Source organism: Streptomyces sp. NBC_00523, from assembly GCF_036346615.1.
Classification (GTDB): Bacteria; Actinomycetota; Actinomycetes; order Streptomycetales; family Streptomycetaceae; genus Streptomyces.
This window is the reverse complement of sequence record NZ_CP107836.1, coordinates 634,678-656,609: the sequence shown is the minus strand read 5'-3', so window position 1 is coordinate 656,609 and position 21,932 is coordinate 634,678. Positions and strand designations below refer to the sequence as shown.

16 protein-coding genes are annotated in these 21,932 nt (G+C 71.1%); 11 read left to right on the top strand and 5 right to left on the bottom strand.

Annotation, left to right across the window (positions count from 1 at the left end; genetic code table 11):
* Positions 1-2: 2 nt before the first annotated feature.
* Together OHS17_RS03110 and OHS17_RS03105 are read right to left on the bottom strand one after the other, a co-directional pair.
* The gene (locus tag OHS17_RS03110; RefSeq protein ID WP_330310942.1) at positions 3-998 is read right to left on the bottom strand and encodes an MASE1 domain-containing protein; all 996 of its coding nucleotides are present in this window, start codon (positions 996-998) and stop codon (positions 3-5) included.
* Between the two features lie 73 nt (positions 999-1,071).
* A complete protein-coding gene (locus OHS17_RS03105) occupies positions 1,072-1,899 on the bottom strand; it encodes a PP2C family protein-serine/threonine phosphatase (RefSeq protein WP_330310941.1) in 828 nt (275 codons plus the stop codon).
* A gap of 166 nt (positions 1,900-2,065) precedes the next feature.
* Here OHS17_RS03105 and OHS17_RS03100 point away from each other — a divergent pair, with 166 nt between their 5' ends.
* A complete protein-coding gene (locus OHS17_RS03100) occupies positions 2,066-2,365 on the top strand; it encodes a DUF1876 domain-containing protein (protein WP_018102830.1) in 300 nt (99 codons plus the stop codon).
* A 404-nt stretch (positions 2,366-2,769) separates the two neighbouring features.
* Positions 2,770-3,261: a lamin tail domain-containing protein gene (locus OHS17_RS03095; RefSeq protein WP_330310940.1), complete on the top strand. Its 492-nt coding sequence runs from the start codon at positions 2,770-2,772 to the stop codon at positions 3,259-3,261.
* A gap of 102 nt (positions 3,262-3,363) precedes the next feature.
* Here the strand turns inward: OHS17_RS03095 and OHS17_RS03090 are convergent, their stop codons facing one another.
* Positions 3,364-5,436: a SpoIIE family protein phosphatase gene (locus OHS17_RS03090; protein WP_330310939.1), complete on the bottom strand. Its 2,073-nt coding sequence runs from the start codon at positions 5,434-5,436 to the stop codon at positions 3,364-3,366.
* Between the two features lie 217 nt (positions 5,437-5,653).
* Between OHS17_RS03090 and OHS17_RS03085 the strand changes: the two genes are divergently transcribed.
* Positions 5,654-7,543 carry a rhamnogalacturonan lyase gene (locus OHS17_RS03085; protein WP_330310938.1) on the top strand — a complete coding sequence of 630 codons (1,890 nt, stop codon included), beginning with the start codon at positions 5,654-5,656 and terminating at the stop codon, positions 7,541-7,543.
* Positions 7,544-7,597: 54 nt separating this feature from the next.
* Here OHS17_RS03085 and pgm read toward each other — a convergent pair whose 3' ends face one another.
* Together pgm and OHS17_RS03075 are read right to left on the bottom strand one after the other, a co-directional pair.
* On the bottom strand, positions 7,598-9,238 hold the full coding sequence (pgm, locus tag OHS17_RS03080) for a phosphoglucomutase (alpha-D-glucose-1,6-bisphosphate-dependent) (protein WP_330310937.1): 1,641 nt from the start codon (positions 9,236-9,238) through the stop codon (positions 7,598-7,600).
* A 46-nt stretch (positions 9,239-9,284) separates the two neighbouring features.
* The gene (locus OHS17_RS03075; RefSeq protein ID WP_330310936.1) at positions 9,285-10,019 is read right to left on the bottom strand and encodes a 4'-phosphopantetheinyl transferase family protein; all 735 of its coding nucleotides are present in this window, start codon (positions 10,017-10,019) and stop codon (positions 9,285-9,287) included.
* Between the two features lie 158 nt (positions 10,020-10,177).
* Between OHS17_RS03075 and OHS17_RS03070 the strand changes: the two genes are divergently transcribed.
* The 8 genes from OHS17_RS03070 (at position 10,178) to OHS17_RS03035 (ending at position 21,835) form a co-directional block, all read left to right on the top strand.
* Positions 10,178-10,657, top strand: a complete 480-nt coding sequence (locus tag OHS17_RS03070) for a GNAT family N-acetyltransferase (RefSeq protein WP_330310935.1) — start codon at positions 10,178-10,180, stop codon at positions 10,655-10,657.
* Between the two features lie 399 nt (positions 10,658-11,056).
* Positions 11,057-15,331: a discoidin domain-containing protein gene (locus tag OHS17_RS03065; RefSeq protein ID WP_330310934.1), complete on the top strand. Its 4,275-nt coding sequence runs from the start codon at positions 11,057-11,059 to the stop codon at positions 15,329-15,331.
* Positions 15,332-15,545: 214 nt separating this feature from the next.
* Positions 15,546-16,970, top strand: coding sequence for an extracellular solute-binding protein (locus OHS17_RS03060; RefSeq protein WP_330310933.1), 1,425 nt, complete (start codon positions 15,546-15,548; stop codon positions 16,968-16,970).
* A 91-nt stretch (positions 16,971-17,061) separates the two neighbouring features.
* A complete protein-coding gene (locus tag OHS17_RS03055; protein WP_330310932.1) occupies positions 17,062-18,021 on the top strand; it encodes a carbohydrate ABC transporter permease in 960 nt (319 codons plus the stop codon).
* A gap of 16 nt (positions 18,022-18,037) precedes the next feature.
* A complete protein-coding gene (locus OHS17_RS03050) occupies positions 18,038-18,997 on the top strand; it encodes a carbohydrate ABC transporter permease (RefSeq protein ID WP_330310931.1) in 960 nt (319 codons plus the stop codon).
* Between the two features lie 107 nt (positions 18,998-19,104).
* Positions 19,105-20,730, top strand: a complete 1,626-nt coding sequence (locus OHS17_RS03045) for a glycoside hydrolase family 13 protein (protein ID WP_330310930.1) — start codon at positions 19,105-19,107, stop codon at positions 20,728-20,730.
* 110 nt (positions 20,731-20,840) lie between these two features.
* A complete protein-coding gene (locus OHS17_RS03040) occupies positions 20,841-21,167 on the top strand; it encodes a cupin (protein ID WP_020207421.1) in 327 nt (108 codons plus the stop codon).
* Positions 21,168-21,208: 41 nt separating this feature from the next.
* A complete protein-coding gene (locus OHS17_RS03035; protein ID WP_330310929.1) occupies positions 21,209-21,835 on the top strand; it encodes a GNAT family N-acetyltransferase in 627 nt (208 codons plus the stop codon).
* The last annotated feature ends 97 nt before the right edge of the window (positions 21,836-21,932 follow it).

Here is a 21,932-nt window from a genome sequence, read left to right as displayed (position 1 = left end):
GCTCAGCGGCTGCCGCGTTCGTCCTCGGCCCGGGACGGCCAGGCGGCGGCCGAGCGACCCGGGGCGAGCTGGTCGACCACCTCGGCCAACTCCTCGCAGGCGCGCTCGATGCGGTGCCGGACGTACTGCTGCTCGGTGACCATGGCGGCCAGCAGGAGGGCGGTGAGAGCGACGGCCCCGTTGAGCACCGCGAGGTTGATCATCACCTCCACGATGGTGTGCCCCGCGAACGGCCCCGCCCCGTCCGTCCCCGCCACGACCGCCAGGACGGATACCAGCAGGGCGCACGGCGCGCTGCCCCCGAGCCGGAAGCGCAGGGCGGCCCAGATGACGATCGGAAACACCAGATAGAGCATCGACAGCGAGCTCCGGGTGGCGAACAGCGCCCCGACGACCGCGACCGCCGACAGCGCCAGGGCCTCCGCCCAGCGGTCCGTGAGCCTGGGCGGCCGCACGCGGCCGAGCACCAGCACGACCGGCACGACCACCAGGACCCCCATGACGTCACCCGCCCACCACGCCGCCCAGACGGACCAGAAGTTCCGGGCGGGCACCTTGCCGTCCACCACGAGCATCGCCGTCCCGGCGGTCGCGCTGATCACCATGGCGGCCATCGCCCCCAGGAACACCAGCACGATGCCGTCGCGCAGCCGGTCCAGCTCCCGGCGGAAACCGGTCCGCCGCAGCAATGCGTACGCGCACAGGGGGGCGAGCGTGTTGCCCGCCGCGACGACGAGCGTGGACGGCGTCACCGTACCGCCCAGCATGCCCACGACGACCAGCGAGCCCACCGCGATCCCGGGCCACACGCGTAATCCGAAATACAGCAGGCAGCCCAGCGCGATCCCGGTCGGCGGCCACAGCGGCGTCACCACCGCGCCATGGACGGTCAGCTCCCTCAGCAGGCCCAGCCGGGCCGACCCGCAATAGACGGCGGCGACGCCCACGACACGCAGGACCGCCACCAGGTACCGGCGGTTCCTCTCGCTGTGGATCACGCCTCTCATGAGACACCGGCCCCGGGGCGGACGGCGGTCTGACACGCACGGGCGGCCCGGGTCCGCCGCACCCTCAGCCGGAGCCGGGGCGCCCGTGGCGCAGGACGAGCACCGCCGCGTCGTCCTGGTGCCCCGTCCGCTCGGCGGACCCCATGACCGCGTCGGCCAGCGCGTCCGCGTCCTCGGTCACCCGGGAACGTACGAGCCGCACCACCGCGTCCAGCCCTTCGTCCAAGGCGTACGAGGGACCCTCGACCACCCCGTCGGTCAGCAGCACGAACGCCCCCTCGCCGCTGAGCGGGCGCGTGGTGACCGGGTACTCCTCGCCCGACTGCACCCCGAGCGGCAGCCCGCCCTCGTCGTCCGTGGTGCCGGCCCGGCCGTCGGCGGTGGCCCAGACGGCGGCCACATGTCCGGCCCGGGCACTGCGCAGCTCCCGGGTGGCCGGGTCGAGACGTACGAAGGTGCAGGTGGCGAGCAGCCCGGTGTCGGCGGCGAGCAGCAGGTCGTTGGTACGGCTCATGACCTCGCCCGGGTCCTCCGCCGTGAGCGCGAAGGCGCGCATCGCGATCCGGATCTGGCCCATGAAGGCGGCGGCCTCCACATCGTGCCCCTGGACGTCCCCGATGGCGAACGCGAGCGCCCCGTCGGGGAGCACGAACCCGTCGTACCAGTCGCCGCCGATGTCCAGGCCGTTGCGCGCCGGGTCGTACCGGGCGGCGGTCCGCAGACCCGGTGGCGAGGGCAGGTCGGGGGGCAGCATCTCCCGCTGGAGTGCCTCGGCCAGCTCCACCCTGGCCTGGTGCAGTTCCACCTCGCGGCGGGCCCGGGAGGTGAGGTCGTGAAGGGTGGTGAGCAGTTCGTCGGAGCTGGCCGACCGGGAAGGACGACGCCGGTTCATGGGCCGCTCCGCGGGACGGGGGTTGGCGGGCCGGGCCCCTGCATCCTATTTCGGCGGGGGACCGGGCGCAGTCCGGGCGGGCGGCGGCGGCCGGTCGGGTGGATGCTGGAGGAGGACCCGTGCGTCGGCCCGCGCCCGCCGGCCGGTGCGGGCCGGGAGGTATGCGATGAACCGCACGCTGGAATGGACGGTGCGCGTCGAGCTCTCCGAGGAGAGCGGGACGACCAAGGCGGAAGCGGTGCTGGACACCGGCACCGCGAGGCTCACCGGCCAGGGGATCGCCCGGCTGAGCCCCCAGGACCCCGACGTCCCCACCATCGGCGACGAGGTCGCGGCGAGCCGGGCCATGCACGATGTCGCCGGGCAGCTGATGAGCGTGGCCGACCGCGCCATCGGCGAAGCCGGCGCCGGCCGGCCCGACGGCCCGGTGCCACCGCCCTACGCCTGGTCGGACGCCACGGCCTGAACGCGGCGAGCGCATCCAGCCCGGCGTTCGAGGGAACATTCGTGCGCCCGTTCCGACGGTAACGGAACGGGCGTTCAACAGGGCTCGCGGTCTGTTTGTTACGAACCCGCAGGCCCCGTGCACAGGCCCGCCCGCGGGGCGCCCGGCGGCGTCGCCCGCACGGTCGACCCCGTCAATCCGGCACCGTACGGCTGGTTGCAGCGGACAGGAATTGACAGGTACCCGCAGCTTTCCCTACATGCCGACTACAGGCGTGTGTGACGGAAATGTCCGCACTTCGTAACACGCCCCGATGTGGTTCCCGCCGGGCCGCCGGCGGGTCCAAGGTGTGGCTCCCGGCAGGACGCCGGGAACGTTGAACCGCCCGGACCCCACCGGTCCGGGCCCGCACCTGAGGGGTCTTCATGTCCCGTTCCGCACGGCGGATCACCGCCGCCGTCCTCGCTTCCGGCGCACTGGTCGCCGCCGCCGCCCTCCCGGCGGTCGCCGACGGCCGTGACCACGGCCGTGACCACGGCCGGGGCCACCACGCCCCGCGCCCGACCGTCGTCCTGGGCAAGATCCAGTACGACAGCCCCGGTCGCGACAACGGCTCCAACCGGAGCCTGAACGGTGAGTGGGTCACCGTCACCAACACCGGCCGGCACACGGTGAACCTGCGCGGCTGGACGCTCAGCGACGAGAGCCACCGCACGTACAAGTTCGACCTGCGCCTGCCCGGCCGCTCCTCGGTGCGCGTCCACACCGGTGTCGGCCGCGACACCCGCCACGACGTCTACCAGGACCGGCGCAGCTACGTCTGGGACAACAGCGACACGGCAACCTTGCGCGACGCGCACGGCCACAAGGTCGACTCCAAGTCCTGGGGGCACCGCCACCACGGTCCCCGCCGCTGACCCACCGGCGGCGGCCCGCTGGACCCGTGCCGCCGCCCGTGGCCTCTCCTCGCGGCGCATCCCGGCCCTCCCGGCCGGGGTGCGCCGCACCCGTATGCCCGGTCAGGAGTCCTCGTCCCGGATCTCCTGCTCCGTCCACAGCGCCTTGCCGTTCGTGCCGTAGCGGGTGCCCCAGTGGCTGGCGAGCTGCGACACGATGAACAGCCCGCGTCCGCCCTCGTCCACCGTCCGCGCATGCCGCAGATGCGGGGCCACCGGGCTGGTGTCGTGCACCTCGCAGGTCAGCGCGCGGTCGAGGAGCAGCCGCAGTTGCAGCGGCGGCGTCCCGTAGCGCACCGCGTTCGTGATCAGCTCGCTGACGATCAGCTCGGTCGCCTCGATGGTGTCCTCGTCGAGCTCCCAGCCCTCCAGCCGGTCCCGGACGAGCGTGCGGGCGACCGCCGGAGTGGTCCGGTCGTGGGCCAGCTCCCAGGTCGCCACCCGGTCCGGCGGCACCACGCCCGTCCGGGCGAGCAGCAGCGCCGCCCCGTCCGGATCGGCCTCGGCCGGCAGGTTGTACACGATCGCGTCGCACAGGTCCCGCAGCCGGCGCTCCGGAAAGGCCAGCGCCTCCCGCACCCGCTCCACCGACCGCTCCTCCGGCAGCAGCGAGCCGGTGAGGAACGCCAGCACACTGCCCTCCTCCAGCCGCACCGAACCCGTCGCGAAGGGCGCGCTGTCCGTCGAAAAGAGCGCCGGTCCCTCCGGCACATCCAGCACCAGCGGGCGCCCGTCCGGCCCGACGGCCACCGGAGCGGGATGCCCGGCCCGGGCCACCGTGCACACCTGCGTGAACGGGTCGTACACCGCGTACAGGCAACTCGCGGTCAGCGGCTGGCGGTGCAGCGAGTCCCCGGGCGGCAGCGACCGCCGCTCCTCGACCAGCCGGTCCGCCGTGTCGTTGAGCCGGGCCAGCACCTCGTCGGGCTCCAGGTCGAGGCCCGCCAGCGCGTGGATGACGGTGCGCAGCTGCCCCATCGTGATGGCCGTCTGCAGTCCGTGTCCGGCGACATTGCCGATGATGAGCGCCGTCCGGGCGCCGGAGAGCCCGATCGTGTCGAACCAGCATCCGCTGTTGCGCCCAGGCAGCAGGACGTGCGCGGTCTCGATCGCGACCCGCTCGCCCTCGTGCTGGGGGAGCAGCCGGCGCTGGACCGTCGAGGCGATCACGTGCTCGCGGGCGAAGCGCAGCGCGTTCTCGATGCTCAGCGCCGCGTGCGCGGCGGCGTTCAGCGCGAGGGTGAGGTCGCGTTCGTTGTACGGATCGCCCCGGTGCCGGAACAGGCTCACCAGGCCGAGGACGGAGCCATGCAGCTTCAGCGGCGCCACGATCATCGAGTGGGCCCCGGTCGCCTCGATCATCCGGCGCGTCGCCGGGTCGGCGTCCAGCCAGGGCGTGTCCGGGCCCAGCTGGACCAGCCGGGGGCGCAGATCCGTGACGGCCAGGGCGAACGGCGTCGCCTCCGGCAGCCGGCGCAGCTCGCCGACCAGGTTGTCCGACGCCGTCTCCGTGCCCCGGACCGCCGCACGCCGCAGCGGGACGTCCCGGCCCAGCGGGCTCAGCGGCGGATCGGCCCCGCGCAGCACCTCGTCCACCACCTCGACCACGGCCAGGTCGGCGAACGGCGGCACCAGCGCGGACGCCAGCCCCTCGCAGGTCGCCGCCACATCGAGGGAGTGGCCCGCGCCCCGGCGCACCGCCGCCAGCACATCGGCCCGGACATGGGCCTTGTCCCGCTCGTTGACGTCGACCACGGCCGCGAGCAGCCCGAGCGGCCGGCCGTCGTGGGCGTCCAGCCGGTGCACGGTGACGCTCAGGTTGCGGTCGGGGCCGGCAGCCCGGGCGACGCGCCCGCGCACCGCGTAGTCGACCACCGGCGCACCCGTCTTGAGGACCTGGCGCAGCAGGTGTTCGGCCTCCTCCGGGTCGTCCAGCCGGTAGGCGTCGGTGAAGTGCAGGCCGACGATCTGCTCCGGGTCCACCACCTCGGTCAGGGCGTTGACGCGGACCACCCGGAGATCCAGGTCCAGGACGTGCAGACCGACCGCGGACTGGCTGAACAGGGTGTCGAGCAGCGCCCCCGCCATCTCGTCGCCCGGGTCCGCACCAGGGGCCGTGGTACCGGTGTCCGACACGTCGCACCCCCAACGGGCTCCGCCGCCCCTGGCGATCGGCAGCTCTCCGGACAGCCTGCGCGCCGCCGCGACGCGCCCGCCACCGCGCGGAGCCGAACGGGTGAGCGCGTACGGGATTCCCCGGGGCGGCAACCTCATTCCCCGGGGCGGCAACCTTTCGGCGTCCGGCGGCCACTGAGGAGTACCCCACCCACCCCCACTCCGGAAGGCTCGTACCGTGGCTCTCGCGCATGTCCGCACCTCCCGCAGACGCCGCACCACCCGGACCCGCACCCTGCTCGGCGCCGTCACCGCCGGAATCCTCGCCGCCGCCGGACTGGTCGTCACCGGCCATACCTCGCACGCCGCGACCGCACGCCAGGTGGAGGCGCTGGACCGGGGCGTCGTCAGCGTGCACACCGACTCCGGCAACCTCGTCAGCTGGCGCTGGCTCGCCACCGACCCCGACTCCGTCGCCTTCAACGTCTACCGCGCCGGTACGAAGGTCAACGCCTCGCCCGTCACCGGCTCCACCAACTACTTCCACTCCGGCGCCCCCAACTCCGCCGACTACACCGTGCGCGCGGTGGTCGACGGCGTCGAGCAGGCCGACTCCGTGCACGCGGTCCAGTTCCGCGCCGGCTACAAGGACGTACCCATCACCCCGCCCCCGGGCGGCACCACCCCGGACGGCGTCGCCTACACCTACGAGGCCAACGACGCCTCCGTCGGCGACCTCGACGGCGACGGCGCGCTCGACTTCGTACTGAAGTGGCAGCCCACCAACGCCAAGGACAACTCCCAGTCCGGGTACACCGGCAACACCGTCGTGGACGGCATCCGGCTCGACGGCACCCGGCTGTGGCGGATCGACCTGGGCCGCAACATCCGCTCCGGCGCGCACTACACCCAGTTCCAGGTGTACGACTACGACGGCGACGGCCGGGCCGAGGTGGCGATGAAGACCGCCGACGGCAGCGTCGACGGCCGGGGCACCGTGATCGGCAGCGCATCGGCCGACCACCGCAACTCCGCCGGCTACGTCCTGTCCGGCCCCGAATACCTCACCATGTTCAACGGCCTGACCGGCGCCGCCATGGGCACCGTCGACTACGTCCCGGCACGCGGCACCGTCTCCTCCTGGGGCGACAGCTACGGCAACCGCGTCGACCGCTTCCTCGCCGGCACCGCCTACCTGGACGGCGGCAGGCCCTCGCTGATCATGGCGCGCGGCTACTACACGCGTACGGTGATCGCCGCCTGGGACTGGCGCGGCGGGGCCTTCACCCGGCGCTGGACCTTCGACACCAACAGCTCCACGAACACCGGCCGGGGCTACGACGGCCAGGGCAACCACCAGCTGTCGGTGGCCGACGTCGACGGTGACGGCAGGGACGAGATCGTCTACGGCGCCATGGCCGTGGACGACAACGGCAGCTCCCTGTGGACCACGAGGAACGGCCACGGCGACGCCATGCACGTCGGCGACCTGGACCCGGCGCGCCCGGGCCTGGAGGAGTTCAAGGTGGACGAGGACGGCTCGAAGCCCTCGTCCTGGATGGCCGACGCGAAGACGGGCCAGATCATCTGGTCGACGCCCGCCGGCGGTGACAACGGACGCGGTGTCAGCGACGACATCTGGGCGGGCAGCCCGGGCGCCGAATCCTGGTCGTCCGCCGCCTCCGGGATACGCGACCCGCACGGCACGGTGGTCGCGAGCCGCAAGCCCTCCAGCACCAACTTCCTGGCCTGGTGGGACGGCGACACCACCCGGGAACTGCTGGACGGCACCCACATCGACAAGTACGGCACCTCCGGCGACACCCGCCTGCTTACCGGCGCCTCCGTCCACTCCAACAACGGCACCAAGGCCACCCCGGTCCTGTCCGGCGACCTCCTCGGCGACTGGCGCGAGGAGGTGGTCTGGGCGACCACCAACAACACCGCGCTACGGATCTACTCCACGCCGTACGAGACCACCACCAGGATCACCACCCTGCTCCACGACACCACCTACCGCACCGCACTGGCCTGGCAGAACACCGCGTACAACCAGCCCCCGCACCCCGGTTTCTTCCTCGGCGACGGCATGACGACCGCCCCGAGGCCGACGGTGTGGACGCCGTGAGCTGAGGCCCGTCCTCCCGGTGCCGGTACCGGGAGGACGGGCGGCCCCGCCGGGTCAGGCGTCCAGTGCCGCCGAGACCACGGCCTTGGCCTCTTCCTGGACCTGTGTCAGGTGCTCGGCGCCCCGGAAGGACTCCGCGTAGATCTTGTACACGTCCTCCGTGCCGGAGGGCCGGGCCGCGAACCAGGCGTTCTCCGTGGTCACCTTGATCCCGCCGATCGCGGCCCCGTTGCCCGGTGCCGTGGTCAGCACGGCGGTCACCGGCTCACCGGCGAGGGTGTCCGCGGCGACCTGATCGGGGGAGAGGCGGGCCAGCACCGCCTTCTGCTCGCGGTCGGCGGGGGCATCGATCCGCGCGTAGGCGGGCTCGCCGAAGCGGGCGGTCAGCGCGGCGTAGTGCTGGGACGGGGACTCGCCGGTGACCGCCTGGATCTCGGAGGCCAGCAGGGCGAGCAGGATGCCGTCCTTGTCGGTCGTCCACACCGAGCCGTCCCGGCGCAGGAACGACGCCCCGGCCGACTCCTCGCCGCCGAAGCCCAGCGAGCCGTCGGACAGCCCGTCCACGAACCACTTGAAGCCGACCGGCACCTCGACCAGCTCCCGGCCGAGATCGGCGGCGACCCGGTCGATCATCCCGGAGGACACCAGGGTCTTGCCGACGCCCACCCCGGACGGCCAGTTCTCCCGGTGCGCGTACAGGTAGTTGATGGCCACGGCGAGGTAGTGGTTCGGGTTCATCAGCCCGGCGTCCGGGGTGACGATGCCGTGCCGGTCGGCGTCGGCGTCGTTGCCGGTGGCGATCTGGAAGCGGTCGCGCCGGCCGATCAGCGAGGCCATCGCGTGCGGCGACGAGCAGTCCATCCGGATCTTCCCGTCCCAGTCCAGCGTCATGAACCGCCAGGTGGGATCGGTCAGCGGGTTGACCACCGTGAGGTCCAGCCGGTGCTGCTCGGCGATCCGCCCCCAGTACGCGACCGAAGCGCCGCCCAGCGGGTCGGCACCGATCCGGACACCGGCCTCGCGCACCGCGTCCAGGTCCAGGACGGAGGGCAGATCCGCCACATAGGTCCCGAGGAAGTCGTACCTGCCGGTCGTGTCGGCGGCGAGCGCCCGCGTGTACGGCACCCGGCGGACGTCCTTGAGCCCGTTGGCGATGATCTCGTTGGCCCGGTCCTGGATCCAGCCGGTCGCGTCCGACCCCGCCGGACCGCCGTTCGGCGGGTTGTACTTGAACCCGCCGTCGCCCGGCGGGTTGTGCGACGGGGTGACCACCACGCCGTCCGCGAGGCCGGAGGCGCGGCCTCGGTTGTACGTCAGGATGGCGTGCGAGACCGCGGGCGTCGGGGTGTACCCGTCCTCGGTGTCGATGAGGACGCGCACGTCGTTGGCGGCGAACACCTCCAGGGCGGTGACCCGGGCCGGCTCCGACAGGGCGTGGGTGTCCGCGCCCAGGAACAGCGGCCCGTCGGTGCCCTGCCGGGCCCGGTACTCGCTGATGGCCTGGCTGGTCGCCGCGATGTGGTCCTCGTTGAACGCGGTGGCCACCGACGAACCGCGGTGCCCGGAGGTGCCGAAGGCCACCCGCTGGCCGGGCTCGGCCGGATCGGGGTGCAGCGCGTAGTACGCCGTCACCAGCCGTGCCACATCGGTCAGATCCTCGGGGCGCGCCTGCTGTCCGGCTCGTGCGTGCGGCATCTGCCACTCCTCCGTATCGGTCGGTCGGTGCGATGTGCCCGTGCGGTCATTTTCGCCGGTCGTCGCCCTCGGCGGGCGACCGCCCCGCCGCTCGCACGGCCACCGCCGCCGCGTACCCGGCGGGGACGGCGACATCGGTGACGGCCCAGCCCGGCGGGCCGACCGGGCGCGGGCCGGTGCCGACGTGCTCGCGGTGCAGTCCGCCCGCCAGGCCGGTGCCCTCCCCCTTGAGGTACGCCTCCTTGCGGGTCCACACCCGGGCGAAGGCGGCGGGCCGTTCCTCCGGCGGCAGCTCGGCCAGCTCGGCCGCCTCGGCCGGGTGCAGCTGCGCCGAGACCTCCTGGACCACCCGCGCCTCCGGGACCCGCTCCACGTCCACCCCGACCGGGGCGCCCGCGAACGCCAGCAGCGCGACGCCCCGGGTGTGGGAGAGCGAGAAGTGCGTGCCGCCGCCCGTCGCGGGCCGGCCGTGCGGGCCGTCGCAGGACGGGCAGCGCTCCCGCGTCAGCCGTACGGCCTCCGGGGCGACGCCTTGGCGCGCCCCGAGCAGCAGGCGCAGGGCCAGGTGGGCGGCGGTGTAGCACGCCCGGTCCGCGGGGAACGCCAGCCGCTCCGCCCGGGCGAGCTCCGAGGCGTCGAGGATCTTCGGTGCCAGCAGCAGGGCGGCCTCGGCCGCGCGGTCCGTGTCCACCAGCCACAGGGAGGGGACGCCGGCGCTCCAGGAGGGCGCGGGCCCCCGGTAGCCGTCCTCGGTCAGCGTGAACACATGGGGCTGGTACACCGTTACGTCGTTTCCTCGGCGGGGTCGGGCGCCCCGGGCGGGCACCGGTGGGGCAGGGGCGCTCTTATCCTATGGAGATCCGGAACGCGTCCGACGTATGTTCGATCACCGTGTGCCCCGCGCCCCTGGCGGCGGCCACCCGGAACAGGAGATCGCGTATGCCGTTGGACAGCCGCCCCGCCGTGCTCCGGAAGGCCCGGGCGGACGACGCCGGGCCCCTGACCCGGCTCTTCCTCGCCTCCCGCGCCGCCGCCCTGCCGTATCTGGCGCGGGTGCACAGCGACGAGGCGACGCTGGCCTGGCTGACCCATGTGGTGCTGCCCGGCACTGATGTCCGGGTGGCCGAGATCCACGAGGGCGGGGAGGCGCGGATCGCCGGCTTCCTCTCGCTGGACGGCTCCGAGCTGGAACAGCTCTACCTCGACCCCGGTCTGCGCCGCCGGGGCATCGGCTCGCTCCTGCTGGCGGCGGCCAAGGAGGCCAGCCCCGGAGGGCTCACGCTGTACACCTTCCAGCGCAACACCGCGGCCCGGTCCTTCTACGAGCACCACGGCTTCACCCCGGTCGCCTTCGACGACGGGAGCCGCAACGAGGAGAACGAGCCGGACGTGCGGTACCGGTGGGCGCCCGGCGTGTGAACCGCCCCGGCTGAGAAACGGGAAACGAGCGAGGGCGGGGTCCGCGACGGCGGACCCCGCCCTTCGTCGTGCCCGGGTGCCCCGCGGCGACCCCCTCCGAGCTGGCACCTTTCACCGGCTTGCGTATTCACGCAAATTCCTTGCGGGCTCGGCGGCGTCGGGGCGCCTGGGTGGTACTGCTAGCAAATGCCCTTCTTGTCAGGGCAGTTGGCCCCTATGGGTGACGCCTAAAGCGTTGCTTACTTCTGCCGGAGTGGTGGACTCCGCGTCAATTCTCTGCAACTCTCTGACCGCAAAACGCAAAAGGTCATCCCACCGGTGCAGAAACTCATGTACCGGCGGGGTCGCAGACTGAGCCGCGCCTCGGCCCCCTGCGCCGAGGCAGCAGATCGGGGACAGATGAGAACGCGACGCTGGAGATGGCGGATTCTTTCCGCGACGGTCTCCACCAGCCTGATGATGGTCGCCTGGCCGGCGCTGAACGCCTCGGCCGCCGGTGGCCCGAACATCGCCGCCGGCCACCGCGCCGCCGCGAGCAGCGGGAAGTCCGCCGGGAACATCGCCGACGGACAGCAGTCCACCTACTGGGAGGGGTCGGGCAAGTCCCTGCCCCAGTGGGTGCAGAGCGACCTGGGCAAGGTCACCCGCATCGACCAGGTCACCCTGAAGCTCCCCGCCGACTGGTCGGCCCGCCGCCAGACGCTCTCCCTCCAGGGCAGCGTCGACGGCACCAGCTTCTCCACGCTGAAGACCTCGGCCTCCTACTCCTTCGCACCGGGCAGCTCCAACAAGGTCACCATCAGCTTCCCGGCGACCCGGACCCGCTTCGTCCGGGCCGACATCACCGCGAACACCGCGTCCGACAACGGCCAGCTCGCCGAACTTGAGGTCCGGGCGGCCGCGGAGTCCTCGGTGAACCTCGCCACCGGGCGCCCGCTCACGGCGAGCAGCAACACCCAGACGTACATCGCGGCCAACGCCAACGACGGCAACCGGGCCAGCTACTGGGAGAGCCGCAACAACGAGTTCCCGCAGTGGCTCCAGGCCGACCTGGGCTCCTCGGTGCGCGTCGACCGCGTGGTGCTGCGGCTGCCCGACGGCTGGGAGACCCGCAGCCAGACGCTGAAGATCCAGGGCAGCGCCAACGGCTCCGACTTCACGGACCTGACCCAGGCGAGGGCGTACACCTTCAGCCCCGGCTCCGAGACGGCGACGATCACCTTCGACGCCACCACCACCCGCTACGTCCGCGTCCTGGTCACCGCCAACAGCGTCCAGCCCGGCGCCCAGGTCTCCGAGCTGGAGGTCTATGGCCCCGAGACCGGCGACACCCAGGCACCGAGCGCCCCGACGCAGCTGGCGTACACCGAACCGGCCACCGGGCAGATCAAGCTGACCTGGAAGCCCTCGACGGACGACACCGCCGTCACCGGGTACGACATCTACGCCGACAACACCCTGCTGACCAGCGTCGCCGGTGACGTCACCACGTACACCGACACCCGCCCGGCGAGCTCCACCGTCTCGTACTACGTACGGGCCAAGGACGCGGCGGGCAACGTCTCGGGCAACAGCAACACCGTCACCCGCAAGGGGGACTCCGGTGACACCCAGGCGCCGACCGCACCGTCCAACCTGAGCTTCACCGAGCCCTCCTCCGGCCAGATCAAGCTGACCTGGACGGCGTCCACCGACAACAAGGGCGTCACCGGGTACGACATCTACGCCAACAACGTGCTGCGCAAGACCGTGGCCGGCGATGTCACCACCTACACCGACACCCAGTCCGCCGGCACCACCGTGTCGTACGTCGTACGGGCCAAGGACGCGGCGGGCAACGTCTCCGGCGACAGCAACACCGTCACCCGCAACGGCTCCACCGGCGCGGCCTCCAACCTCGCCGTCGGCAAGCCCATCACCGCCTCCTCCGTGGTGCACACCTTCGTCGCGGAGAACGCCAACGACAACCAGCTCTCCACCTACTGGGAGGGCGCGGGCGGCAGCTACCCCAACACGCTCACGGTGAAGCTGGGCGCCAACGCCGACACCCAGAGCGTCGTCGTGAAGCTCAACCCGGACAGCAGCTGGGGGGCCAGGACCCAGAACATCCAGGTCCTCGGCCGCGAGCAGAGCGCCTCGTCCTTCACCAGCCTGGTCGCCGCCAAGGACTACGCGTTCAGCCCGGGCAGCGCCAACACGGTGACGATCCCGGTCGACGCCCGGGTCGCCGACGTCCAGCTGAAGTTCACCTCCAACACCGGCGCGCCCGCCGGGCAGGTCGCGGAGTTCCAGGTGCTGGGCGCCCCGGCCCCCAACCCGAACCTCCAGGTCAGCGGCATCACCGTGAGCCCGGCCGCGCCCGTTGAGTCGGACCCGGTCACGCTCACCGCGACGGTGCGCAACACCGGCGCCGTCGCCGCCCCGGCCGGCAAGCTCGCATTCCGGCTCGGTGACACCAAGGTCGCCACCGCGAACGTGGGCGCGCTCGCCGCGGGGGTCTCCGCGCAGGTCAGCGCGGACATCGGGGCGCGCGACGCGGGCACGTACACGCTGAGCGCGGTCGCCGACCCGGACAACCAGATCATCGAGCAGAACGAGACCGACAACACCTACACCAGCGCCTCCGGCCTGGTCGTGAAGCCGGTCGCCAGCTCCGACCTGGTGCCCGCGGTCGCCACCTCGCCGTCCGCCCCGGCCCAGGGCGACAACGTCGCCTTCTCCGTCGCCATCCGGAACCAGGGCACGGTCGCCTCGGCCTCGGGCGCTCACGCCGTCACCGTGACCCTGCTCGACTCCAAGGGCGCCACGGTGAAGACCCTCACCGGAAGCTACAACGGCTCGATCGCCGCGGGCGCCACCGGCTCCCCGGTGAACCTGGGCTCCTGGACTGCGGTCAACGGCTCGTACACCGTGAAGACGGTCGTCGCGGACGACGCCGAGGAGCTTCCGGTCAAGCGCGAGAACAACACCGTCAGCAGCTCCCTCTTCGTCGGGCGCGGCGCCAACATGCCGTACGACACCTACGAGGCGGAGGACGGGGTCACCGGCGGCGGCGCGAAGGTCGTCGGGCCGAACAGGACCGTCGGCGACATCGCGGGCGAGGCGTCGGGCCGCAAGGCGGTCACGCTGAACAGCACCGGCAACTACGTCGAGTTCACCACCCGGGGCGACACGAACACCCTGGTGACCCGCTACTCCATCCCGGACTCGGCGGGCGGCGGAGGCATCGACTCCAAGCTCAACATCTACGTGGACGGCACCTTCCTCAAGGCGATCGACCTCACCTCGAAGTACGCCTGGCTGTACGGCGCCGAGACCGGTCCCGGCAACTCCCCGGGCTCCGGTTCACCCCGGCACATTTACGACGAGGCCAACGTGATGCTGGGCAAGACCGTCCCGGCGGGCAGCAAGATCCGGCTCCAGAAGGACGCGGCCAACACCAGCACCTACGCGATCGACTTCATCAGCCTGGAGCAGGCCACCCAGATCGCCAACCCGGACCCGGCCGCCTACGCCGTTCCGGCCGGCTTCACCCACCAAGACGTCCAGAACGCCCTGGACAAGGTGCGGATGGACACCACGGGGAAGCTGGTGGGCGTCTACCTGCCCGCGGGCGACTACGAGACCGCCAGCAAGTTCCAGGTCTACGGCAAGGCCGTCAAGGTGATCGGTGCGGGGCCCTGGTACACCAGGTTCCACGCGCCCTCGACGCAGGACAACACCGACATCGGCTTCAGGGCCGAGGCGAGCGCCAAGGGCTCGACGTTCGCGAACTTCGCGTACTTCGGGAACTACACCTCGCGCATCGACGGACCGGGCAAGGTGTTCGACTTCTCCAACGTGTCGGACATGGTCATCGACAACATCTGGAACGAGCACACGGTGTGCCTCTACTGGGGCGCCAACACCGACAACATCACCATCAAGAACTCCCGAATCCGCGACACGTTCGCCGACGGCGTCAACATGACCAACGGCTCGACGGACAACCACGTCGTCAACAACGAGTCGCGGGCCACCGGTGACGACAGCTTCGCGCTGTTCTCGGCGATCGACTCCGGCGGCGCGGACATGAAGAACAACGTCTACGAGAACCTCACCTCGCTCCTGACCTGGCGCGCGGCCGGTGTGGCCGTCTACGGCGGCTACGACAACACCTTCCGGAACATCCGCATCGCGGACACCCTGGTGTACTCGGGGATCACCGTCAGCTCGCTCGACTTCGGCTACCCGATGAACGGCTTCGGGACCGGCCCGACGACGGTCGAGAACGTCTCCGTGGTCCGCTCCGGCGGCCATTTCTGGGGCACGCAGACCTTCCCCGGCATCTGGCTGTTCTCCGCCTCCAAGGTCTTCCAGGGCATCCGGATCAACCACGTCGACATCGTCGACCCGACGTACAGCGGCATCATGTTCCAGACCAACTACGTGGGAGGCCAGCCGCAGTTCCCCATCAAGGACACCATCCTGACCGACATCTCCATCTCCGGCGCCCACAAGAGCGGGGACGCCTTCGACGCCAAGTCCGGCTTCGGACTGTGGGCCAACGAGATGCCCGAGGCCGGCCAGGGACCCGCCGTCGGTGAGGTCACCTTCAACGGGCTCAGGTTCAGCGACAACGCCCAGGACGTGAAGAACACGACGTCCACCATGAAGATCAACATCAATCCGTAGCAACCACCGCACACAGGGGCGCCGTCCGGTTCGCCGGGCGGCGCCCCGTGCTGCGCTCACGCCGTGTTCCGCATGCGGCGTACTCATGGCTGTCAAACTTTTACGAAAACTGCGCGAGATATTGCGTTCACATGTCGACGCTGGTTGAGTGTGCCTCGCCCCGGCAGTCAGTCGGCCGAGGGCCATCCACGCTCATGCCCGAAGGGGACCATCGATGAGAAGTGCTGGGTTGCGCCGCACACGCCGTATCAGCCGTGCCTCCGCGGCTGCCCTTGTCACCGCACTTGCCCTGACCTCGCTCGCGTCCTGCGGCACGAGCAGCAGCAAGGACGACGACTCGAGCAGTTCGTCCAAGGGTTCGTCCGACCCCTCGGCTCCGCTGGACCCGAAGACCAAGGTGACGATCTCCATCGACTGCATGCCGCCGGCCGCCAAGGCCGCGGAGCTGCGGGAGTGGAAGGAGGACATCAAGACGTTCAACGAGAAGTACCCGAACGTCACGATCAACGGCAAGTCCACCCCGGGCCAGTGCAACGAGCCGCCGCGGTTCACCGCCATGCTCAAGGGCAAGTCCCAGCCCGACGTCTTCTACGCCTACTTCAGCGACCTCCAGCAGGTCCTGGACAACGACGGCGCCGAGGACATCTCCGCGTACGTCAACGACAAGACCGTGCCCGCGCTGAAGGACATCCAGCCGCAGGTGGTCGACGTGGCCCGCAAGGACGGCAAGCTCTACGGCCTGCCGACCAGCAACTACACCATGGGCCTGATGATCAACCGGAAGCTGTTCAAGCAGGCCGGTCTCGACCCGAACACCCCGCCCGCCACCTGGGACGAGGTGCGCGCCGCCGCCAAGAAGATCGCGGGCCTAGGCAAGGGCATCTCCGGCTACGGCGAGTACAGCGCCGGCAACAACGGCGGCTGGCACTTCGCCGCGACGCAGTTCGGCCTCGGCGGGGACATCGTCGACGCCTCCGGCAAGAAGGCCGCCTTCAACAACGAGACCGGCAAGCAGGTCCTCCAGCAGCTGCACGACATGCGCTGGGAGGACGACAGCATGGGCAAGACCCAGCTGCTCAAGTGGGGCGACCTCCAGAAGCAGATCGCCAGCGACAAGCTGGGCATGTTCCTCGCCGCCCCCGACGACATCGCGTACATGGTGCAGCAGCTCGGCGCCCAGTACGAGACCTTCGGGCTCGGCCCCATCCCCGGCGGCAAGGGCACGCTCTTCGGCGGCAACAACTACCTGATCAAGAAGGGCAGCTCGCCCGACCAGATCAAGGCCGCCATCGCCTGGCTGAACTTCAAGAACCTCACCCCCGGCAAGGGCCAGTTCGACTGGGCCCGCACCAAGGCCGACAAGCTCCCCGTGGGCCTGCCGCAGCCGAACTTCTTCCTCGGCGAGAGCAAGACCACGGACGACGCCGCACGCGCCCAGAACGCGACGATGCCCGTCGAGAACTTCAAGGCCTTCATGGACAACCCCGTCCCCGGCAAGGCCGAGCCGCCGAAGGCCCAGGAGATCTACAAGATCCTCGACAACGCCATGTCCGGTGTCCTGACCAACAAGAACGCCGACGTCGACAAGCTGCTCTCCACCGCCGAGCAGCAGGTCAACCAGGTTCTGGCGAACCAGTAACGGACGCGCGGGGCCGGGTCACGCGGACCCGGCCCCGCATCCGGACCCCGTCCGCTACGCGCTCGTCGTACACCGGCACCGAGGAGACACCATGTCGGCCCCAACCCTGTCCCCCCGCAAGGCGACCCGGCCTCGCCCAGGACACCGAAGCTCCGCCCGCCCGGACTCCGCCCGCGAGGAGTTCCTGCGCGCCCTGCGCCGCAACATCTCGGCGCACGGCTTCCTGATCGGAGCGGTGCTCTGCTTCTCGCTCTTCTCCTGGTATCCGATGGTCCGGGAATTCATCCTGGCCTTCCAGAATAACGAGGACGGCACCACCACCTGGGCCGGCTGGTCCAACCTCACGTACGTCTTCAACGACCCGGCCTTCTGGCAGGCCTGGCGCAACACCCTGCTGTTCACGGTGCTCGCCCTGCTCCTCGGCTTCGTCGTCCCGTTCGCCGTCGCCGTCGTGCTCAACGAGTTCCGGCACGGCCAGGGCTACCTGCGGCTGCTCGTCTACCTCCCCGTGATGCTGCCGCCGGTCGCCTCCGTCCTGCTCTTCAAGTACTTCTACGACCCCGGCTACGGGCTCTTCAACCGCATCCTGGGCATCTTCCACCTGCCCGAACAGCAGTGGCTCCAGGACACCAGCACCTCGATGCTCTCCGTCGTCATCGCGGCGACCTGGATGAACATGGGCGGCGCCACCCTCATCTACCTCGCCGCGCTCCAGGGCATCCCCGGCGAGCTCTACGAGGCGGCCGAGCTCGACGGCGCCGGGCTGCTGCGCAAGATCTGGCACGTCACCATCCCGCAGACCCGCCTCATCCTCTCGCTCCTGCTGCTCATGCAGATCATCGCGACGATGCAGGTCTTCACCGAGCCCTTCCTGCTGACCAACGGCGCCGGACCCGAGGGCTCCACCACCACCGTCGTCTACCTCATCTACCAGTACGCCTTCAACTTCAACAACTACGGCAGCGCGGCGGCACTCGGCCTCGTCCTGCTCGTCGTCCTCGCGGGATTCTCCGCGGTGTACGTACGACTGAGCCGCAGCAGCGAAGACTAGGACGGGAGCCAGGACCATGGCATCGAACACGCTTGTCTCCCGGCGCGGGAGCACCTCACGCAAGTCCGCACGGCGCAGGTCCGAGGGCGCCGCCGAACGCGCCCGCCAGCGCACCCTGATCTCGCCGGCCCAGCTCGGCCGGCCCCGCGGCAAGGCCGTCTACTGGATCGTCTTCGGCCTGGTGATGGTCCTGTTCACGGCGGTCTTCCTCGGCCCGCTGTACTGGATGGTCACCGGCGGTCTCAAGACCACCCAGGAAGTGGTGCAGAGCCCGCCCACGGCCTTCCCCAGCTCCATCCACACCGAGAACTACAGCCAGGCATGGACGGTCATGGACCTGTCCAAGCTGCTGTTCAACACCCTGTACTACGCCTTCGGCGCGCTCGCCTTCCAGCTGATCTTCGACGTGGCCGCGGCCTATTCGCTGTCCAAGCTGCGGCCGATCTTCGGCAAGGTCATCCTCGGCATGATGCTGGCCACCCTGATGATCCCGGCCACCGTGCTCGTCGTCCCGCAGTACCTCACGGTCCTGGACGTGCCCCTGGTCCAGCGCAACCTGGTCAACTCGCCCTGGGCGATCTGGCTGCCGTCGGTCACCAACGCCTTCAACATCTTCCTGCTGAAGCGGTTCTTCGACTCCATCCCCGGCGAACTCCTCGACGCCGCGGCCATGGACGGCGCCTCACCCCTGCGCACCCTGCGCTCGATCATCCTGCCCATCTCCCGGCCGATCCTCGGAGTCGTCTCCATCTTCGCCGTCGTCGGCGTGTGGAAGGACTTCCTCTGGCCGATGCTCACGCTGCCCGACCCGGGCAAGCAGACCCTCAACGTAGGCATCTACTCACTGGCCAGCGGCGTCCCCGAGAACGTCCTGATCGCCGCGCTCACCATCGCTTCGATCCCGACACTGCTGATCTTCCTGCTCTTCCAGCGCAACATCATGAGCGGTCTCACCGCGGGCGGCCTCAAGGGCTGACGCCCGCTCCCCGAACCGCTTCCCCTCAGCGCTCCGCCGCCGGCTCACCCATCCTGCCCCGCTTGCCGGGCCGGCGGCGGAGTCCCACCTGCCCGAAAGGAACGTCAGTGGCAGCCAACCGTCCGTCCGAGGCCACCGCACAGTGGTGGCGCGACGCCGCCATCTACCAGATCTACGTACGCAGCTTCGCCGATGGCGACGGCGACGGCACCGGCGATCTGGCAGGGGTACGGGCCAGGCTGCCCTACCTCGTGGAGCTGGGCGTGGACGCCCTCTGGTTCACCCCCTGGTACCTCTCGCCGCTGGCCGACGGCGGCTACGACGTGGCCGACTACCGTACGATCGACCCCGCGTTCGGCACCCTCGCCGAGGCCGAGAAACTCATCGCCGAGGCCCGCGAGCTGGGCATCCGCACCATCGTGGACATCGTGCCCAACCACGTCTCCGACCAGCACGCGTGGTTCCGCGCCGCCCTCGAGGCCGGCTCCGGCAGCCCCGAGCGCGACCTCTTCCACTTCCGCAAGGGCCGCGGCGCCAACGGCGAGATCCCGCCCAACGACTGGGTCTCCGAATTCGGCGGCACCCCCTGGACCAGGCTGGACGACGGCGAGTGGTACCTCCACCTCTTCGCCACCCAGCAGCCCGACCTCAACTGGGCCCACCCCGCCGTCCGCCGCGAGCACGAGGACGTCCTGCGCTTCTGGTTCGAACGCGGCGTCGCCGGCGTACGCATCGACTCCGCCGCCCTGCTCGCCAAGGACCCCGCACTCCCCGACTTCGTCATCGGCAGCGACCCGCACCCCTTCGTCGACCGCGACGAACTCCACGACATCTACCGCTCCTGGCGCGCCATCGCCGACGAGTACGGTGGCGTGTTCGTCGGCGAGGTCTGGCTCCCCGACACCGAGCGCTTCGCCCGCTACCTGCGCCCCGACGAGCTGCACACCGCCTTCAACTTCAACTTCCTGGCCTGCCCGTGGGAGGCGGAGAAGCTGCGGACCGCCATCGACGACACGCTCTCCGAGCACGCCTCGGTCGGCGCCCCCGCCACCTGGGTCCTCTGCAACCACGACGTCACCCGGACCGTCACCCGCTACGGCCGCGAGGAGACCGGGTTCGACTTCGCCGCCAAGACCTTCGGCACCCCCACCGACCTGGCCCTCGGCACCCGCCGGGCCCGCGCCGCCGCCCTCCTCTCGCTGGCCCTGCCCGGCGCGGCCTACCTCTACCAGGGCGAGGAACTGGGCCTGCCCGAGGCCGACATCCCGCTCGACCGCATCCAGGACCCGATGCACTTCCGCAAGAACGGCGCCGACCCGGGCCGGGACGGCTGCCGGGTGCCCATGCCCTGGGCGGCGGGCGAACCGTACGCCGGGTTCGGGGCCACCACGGAGACCTGGCTCCCGCAGCCGGAGGGCTGGTCCGGCTACGCCGCCGACATCCAGAACGGCGACCCGGACTCCATGCTCAACCTCTACCGCGAGGCCCTGCGGCTGCGGCGCTCCGAACCGGGCTTCGGAACTGAGGGCGAGCCCGGCATCCAGCGGCTGAGCTGGCTCGACGCCGCGCCCGGGGTGCTCGCCTTCGCCAGGACCGGCGGACCGCTGTGCGTCGTCAACCTGGCCGCCGAGGCCGCGGAGCTGCCCCCGCACAGCGCGGTGCTGCTCACCAGCGGACCCCTGGACGAGGTGGGGCGCCTCCCGCAGGACACGGCGGTGTGGCTGCGCGCCTGACGACGGCATGAGGGGGCCGCACCGGGCCGCACGGGCCGGGACGTGTGGGAGCGCGTCCAGACCCGTGCGGCACGTTCGCGGGCGGGGCGGGGCTGCGGCACAGTGGGCATATGGACGCTCCGAACGACTTGAATGCCCTCGCCGCCGAGCACCTGGCCGCCGCCCGCGACGCCCCGCACGGCCGCAGCGCCCACCTCCTGCTCCACCAGGACCCGCTGCGGCAGACCGTCATCGCACTCACCTCGGGCTCCGCGCTGGACGAGCACAACGCCCCGCCCGCCGCCTCGCTCCAGGTCCTGCGCGGCTCCGTCCGGCTCACCGCCGCCTCCGGCGACGTCGAACTGACCCCCGGACGACTGCACCCGATCCCGCAGGAGCGGCACGGGCTGCTCGCCCTGGAGGACGCGGTCGTCCTCCTCACCGCCGTCAACCCCTGAATCCTCTTGTGGGAGCGCTCTCCCAGTCGCAGGATGGGCCGGTGACCTCGCATCCCGGCCTCCGGCCCTACCGCCCCGAAGACAGCGCCGCGCTCTCCGACATCTGCATACGCACCGCCGACGGCGGCGGCGACGCCCGGGACATCTACCCGGACCACGAGCTGGTCCCGTCCATCTTCGCCACGCCCTACGCCGAGCTGGAACCGGACCTCACCTTCGTCCTGGACGACGGCACGGGCCGCGCGGTCGGCTACATCCTCGGCACCTCCGACACGCCCCGCTTCGTGAAGGAGTACCGCGAGAGCTGGCTGCCCCGGGTCGCCGACCGCTACCCGCTGCCCGAGGGCCCGCCGCGGAGCCCCGCCGACGAGATGACCGCCCTCCTGCACAACCCGGAGCGCATGGTCCTGCCCGAACTCGCCGCCCACCCCGCCCACCTGCACATCGACCTGCTGCCCGACTGGCAGCGCAAGGGGTACGGGAAGGAGCTGATGCACACCTTCCTCGCGGCGCTGAACGCCAAGGGCGTCGAGGGCGTCCATCTGTCCATGCTCACCTCCAACACACCGGCCAGGGCCTTCTACGACCGGCTCGGCTTCACCGAGATCCACGTCCCCGATCCGGGCCCCGTCAGCTACCTCGTACGCGGCACCAGGACGGACCGGTAGGAACCGTCGCCCCTCCGGAGGGTGCGGCCCGCTCCCGCTGGGCAGGTACTGGTCGACCGCCGTCGCCGGGCGGCGGATCCGGCTGGGAGGCGTGTGA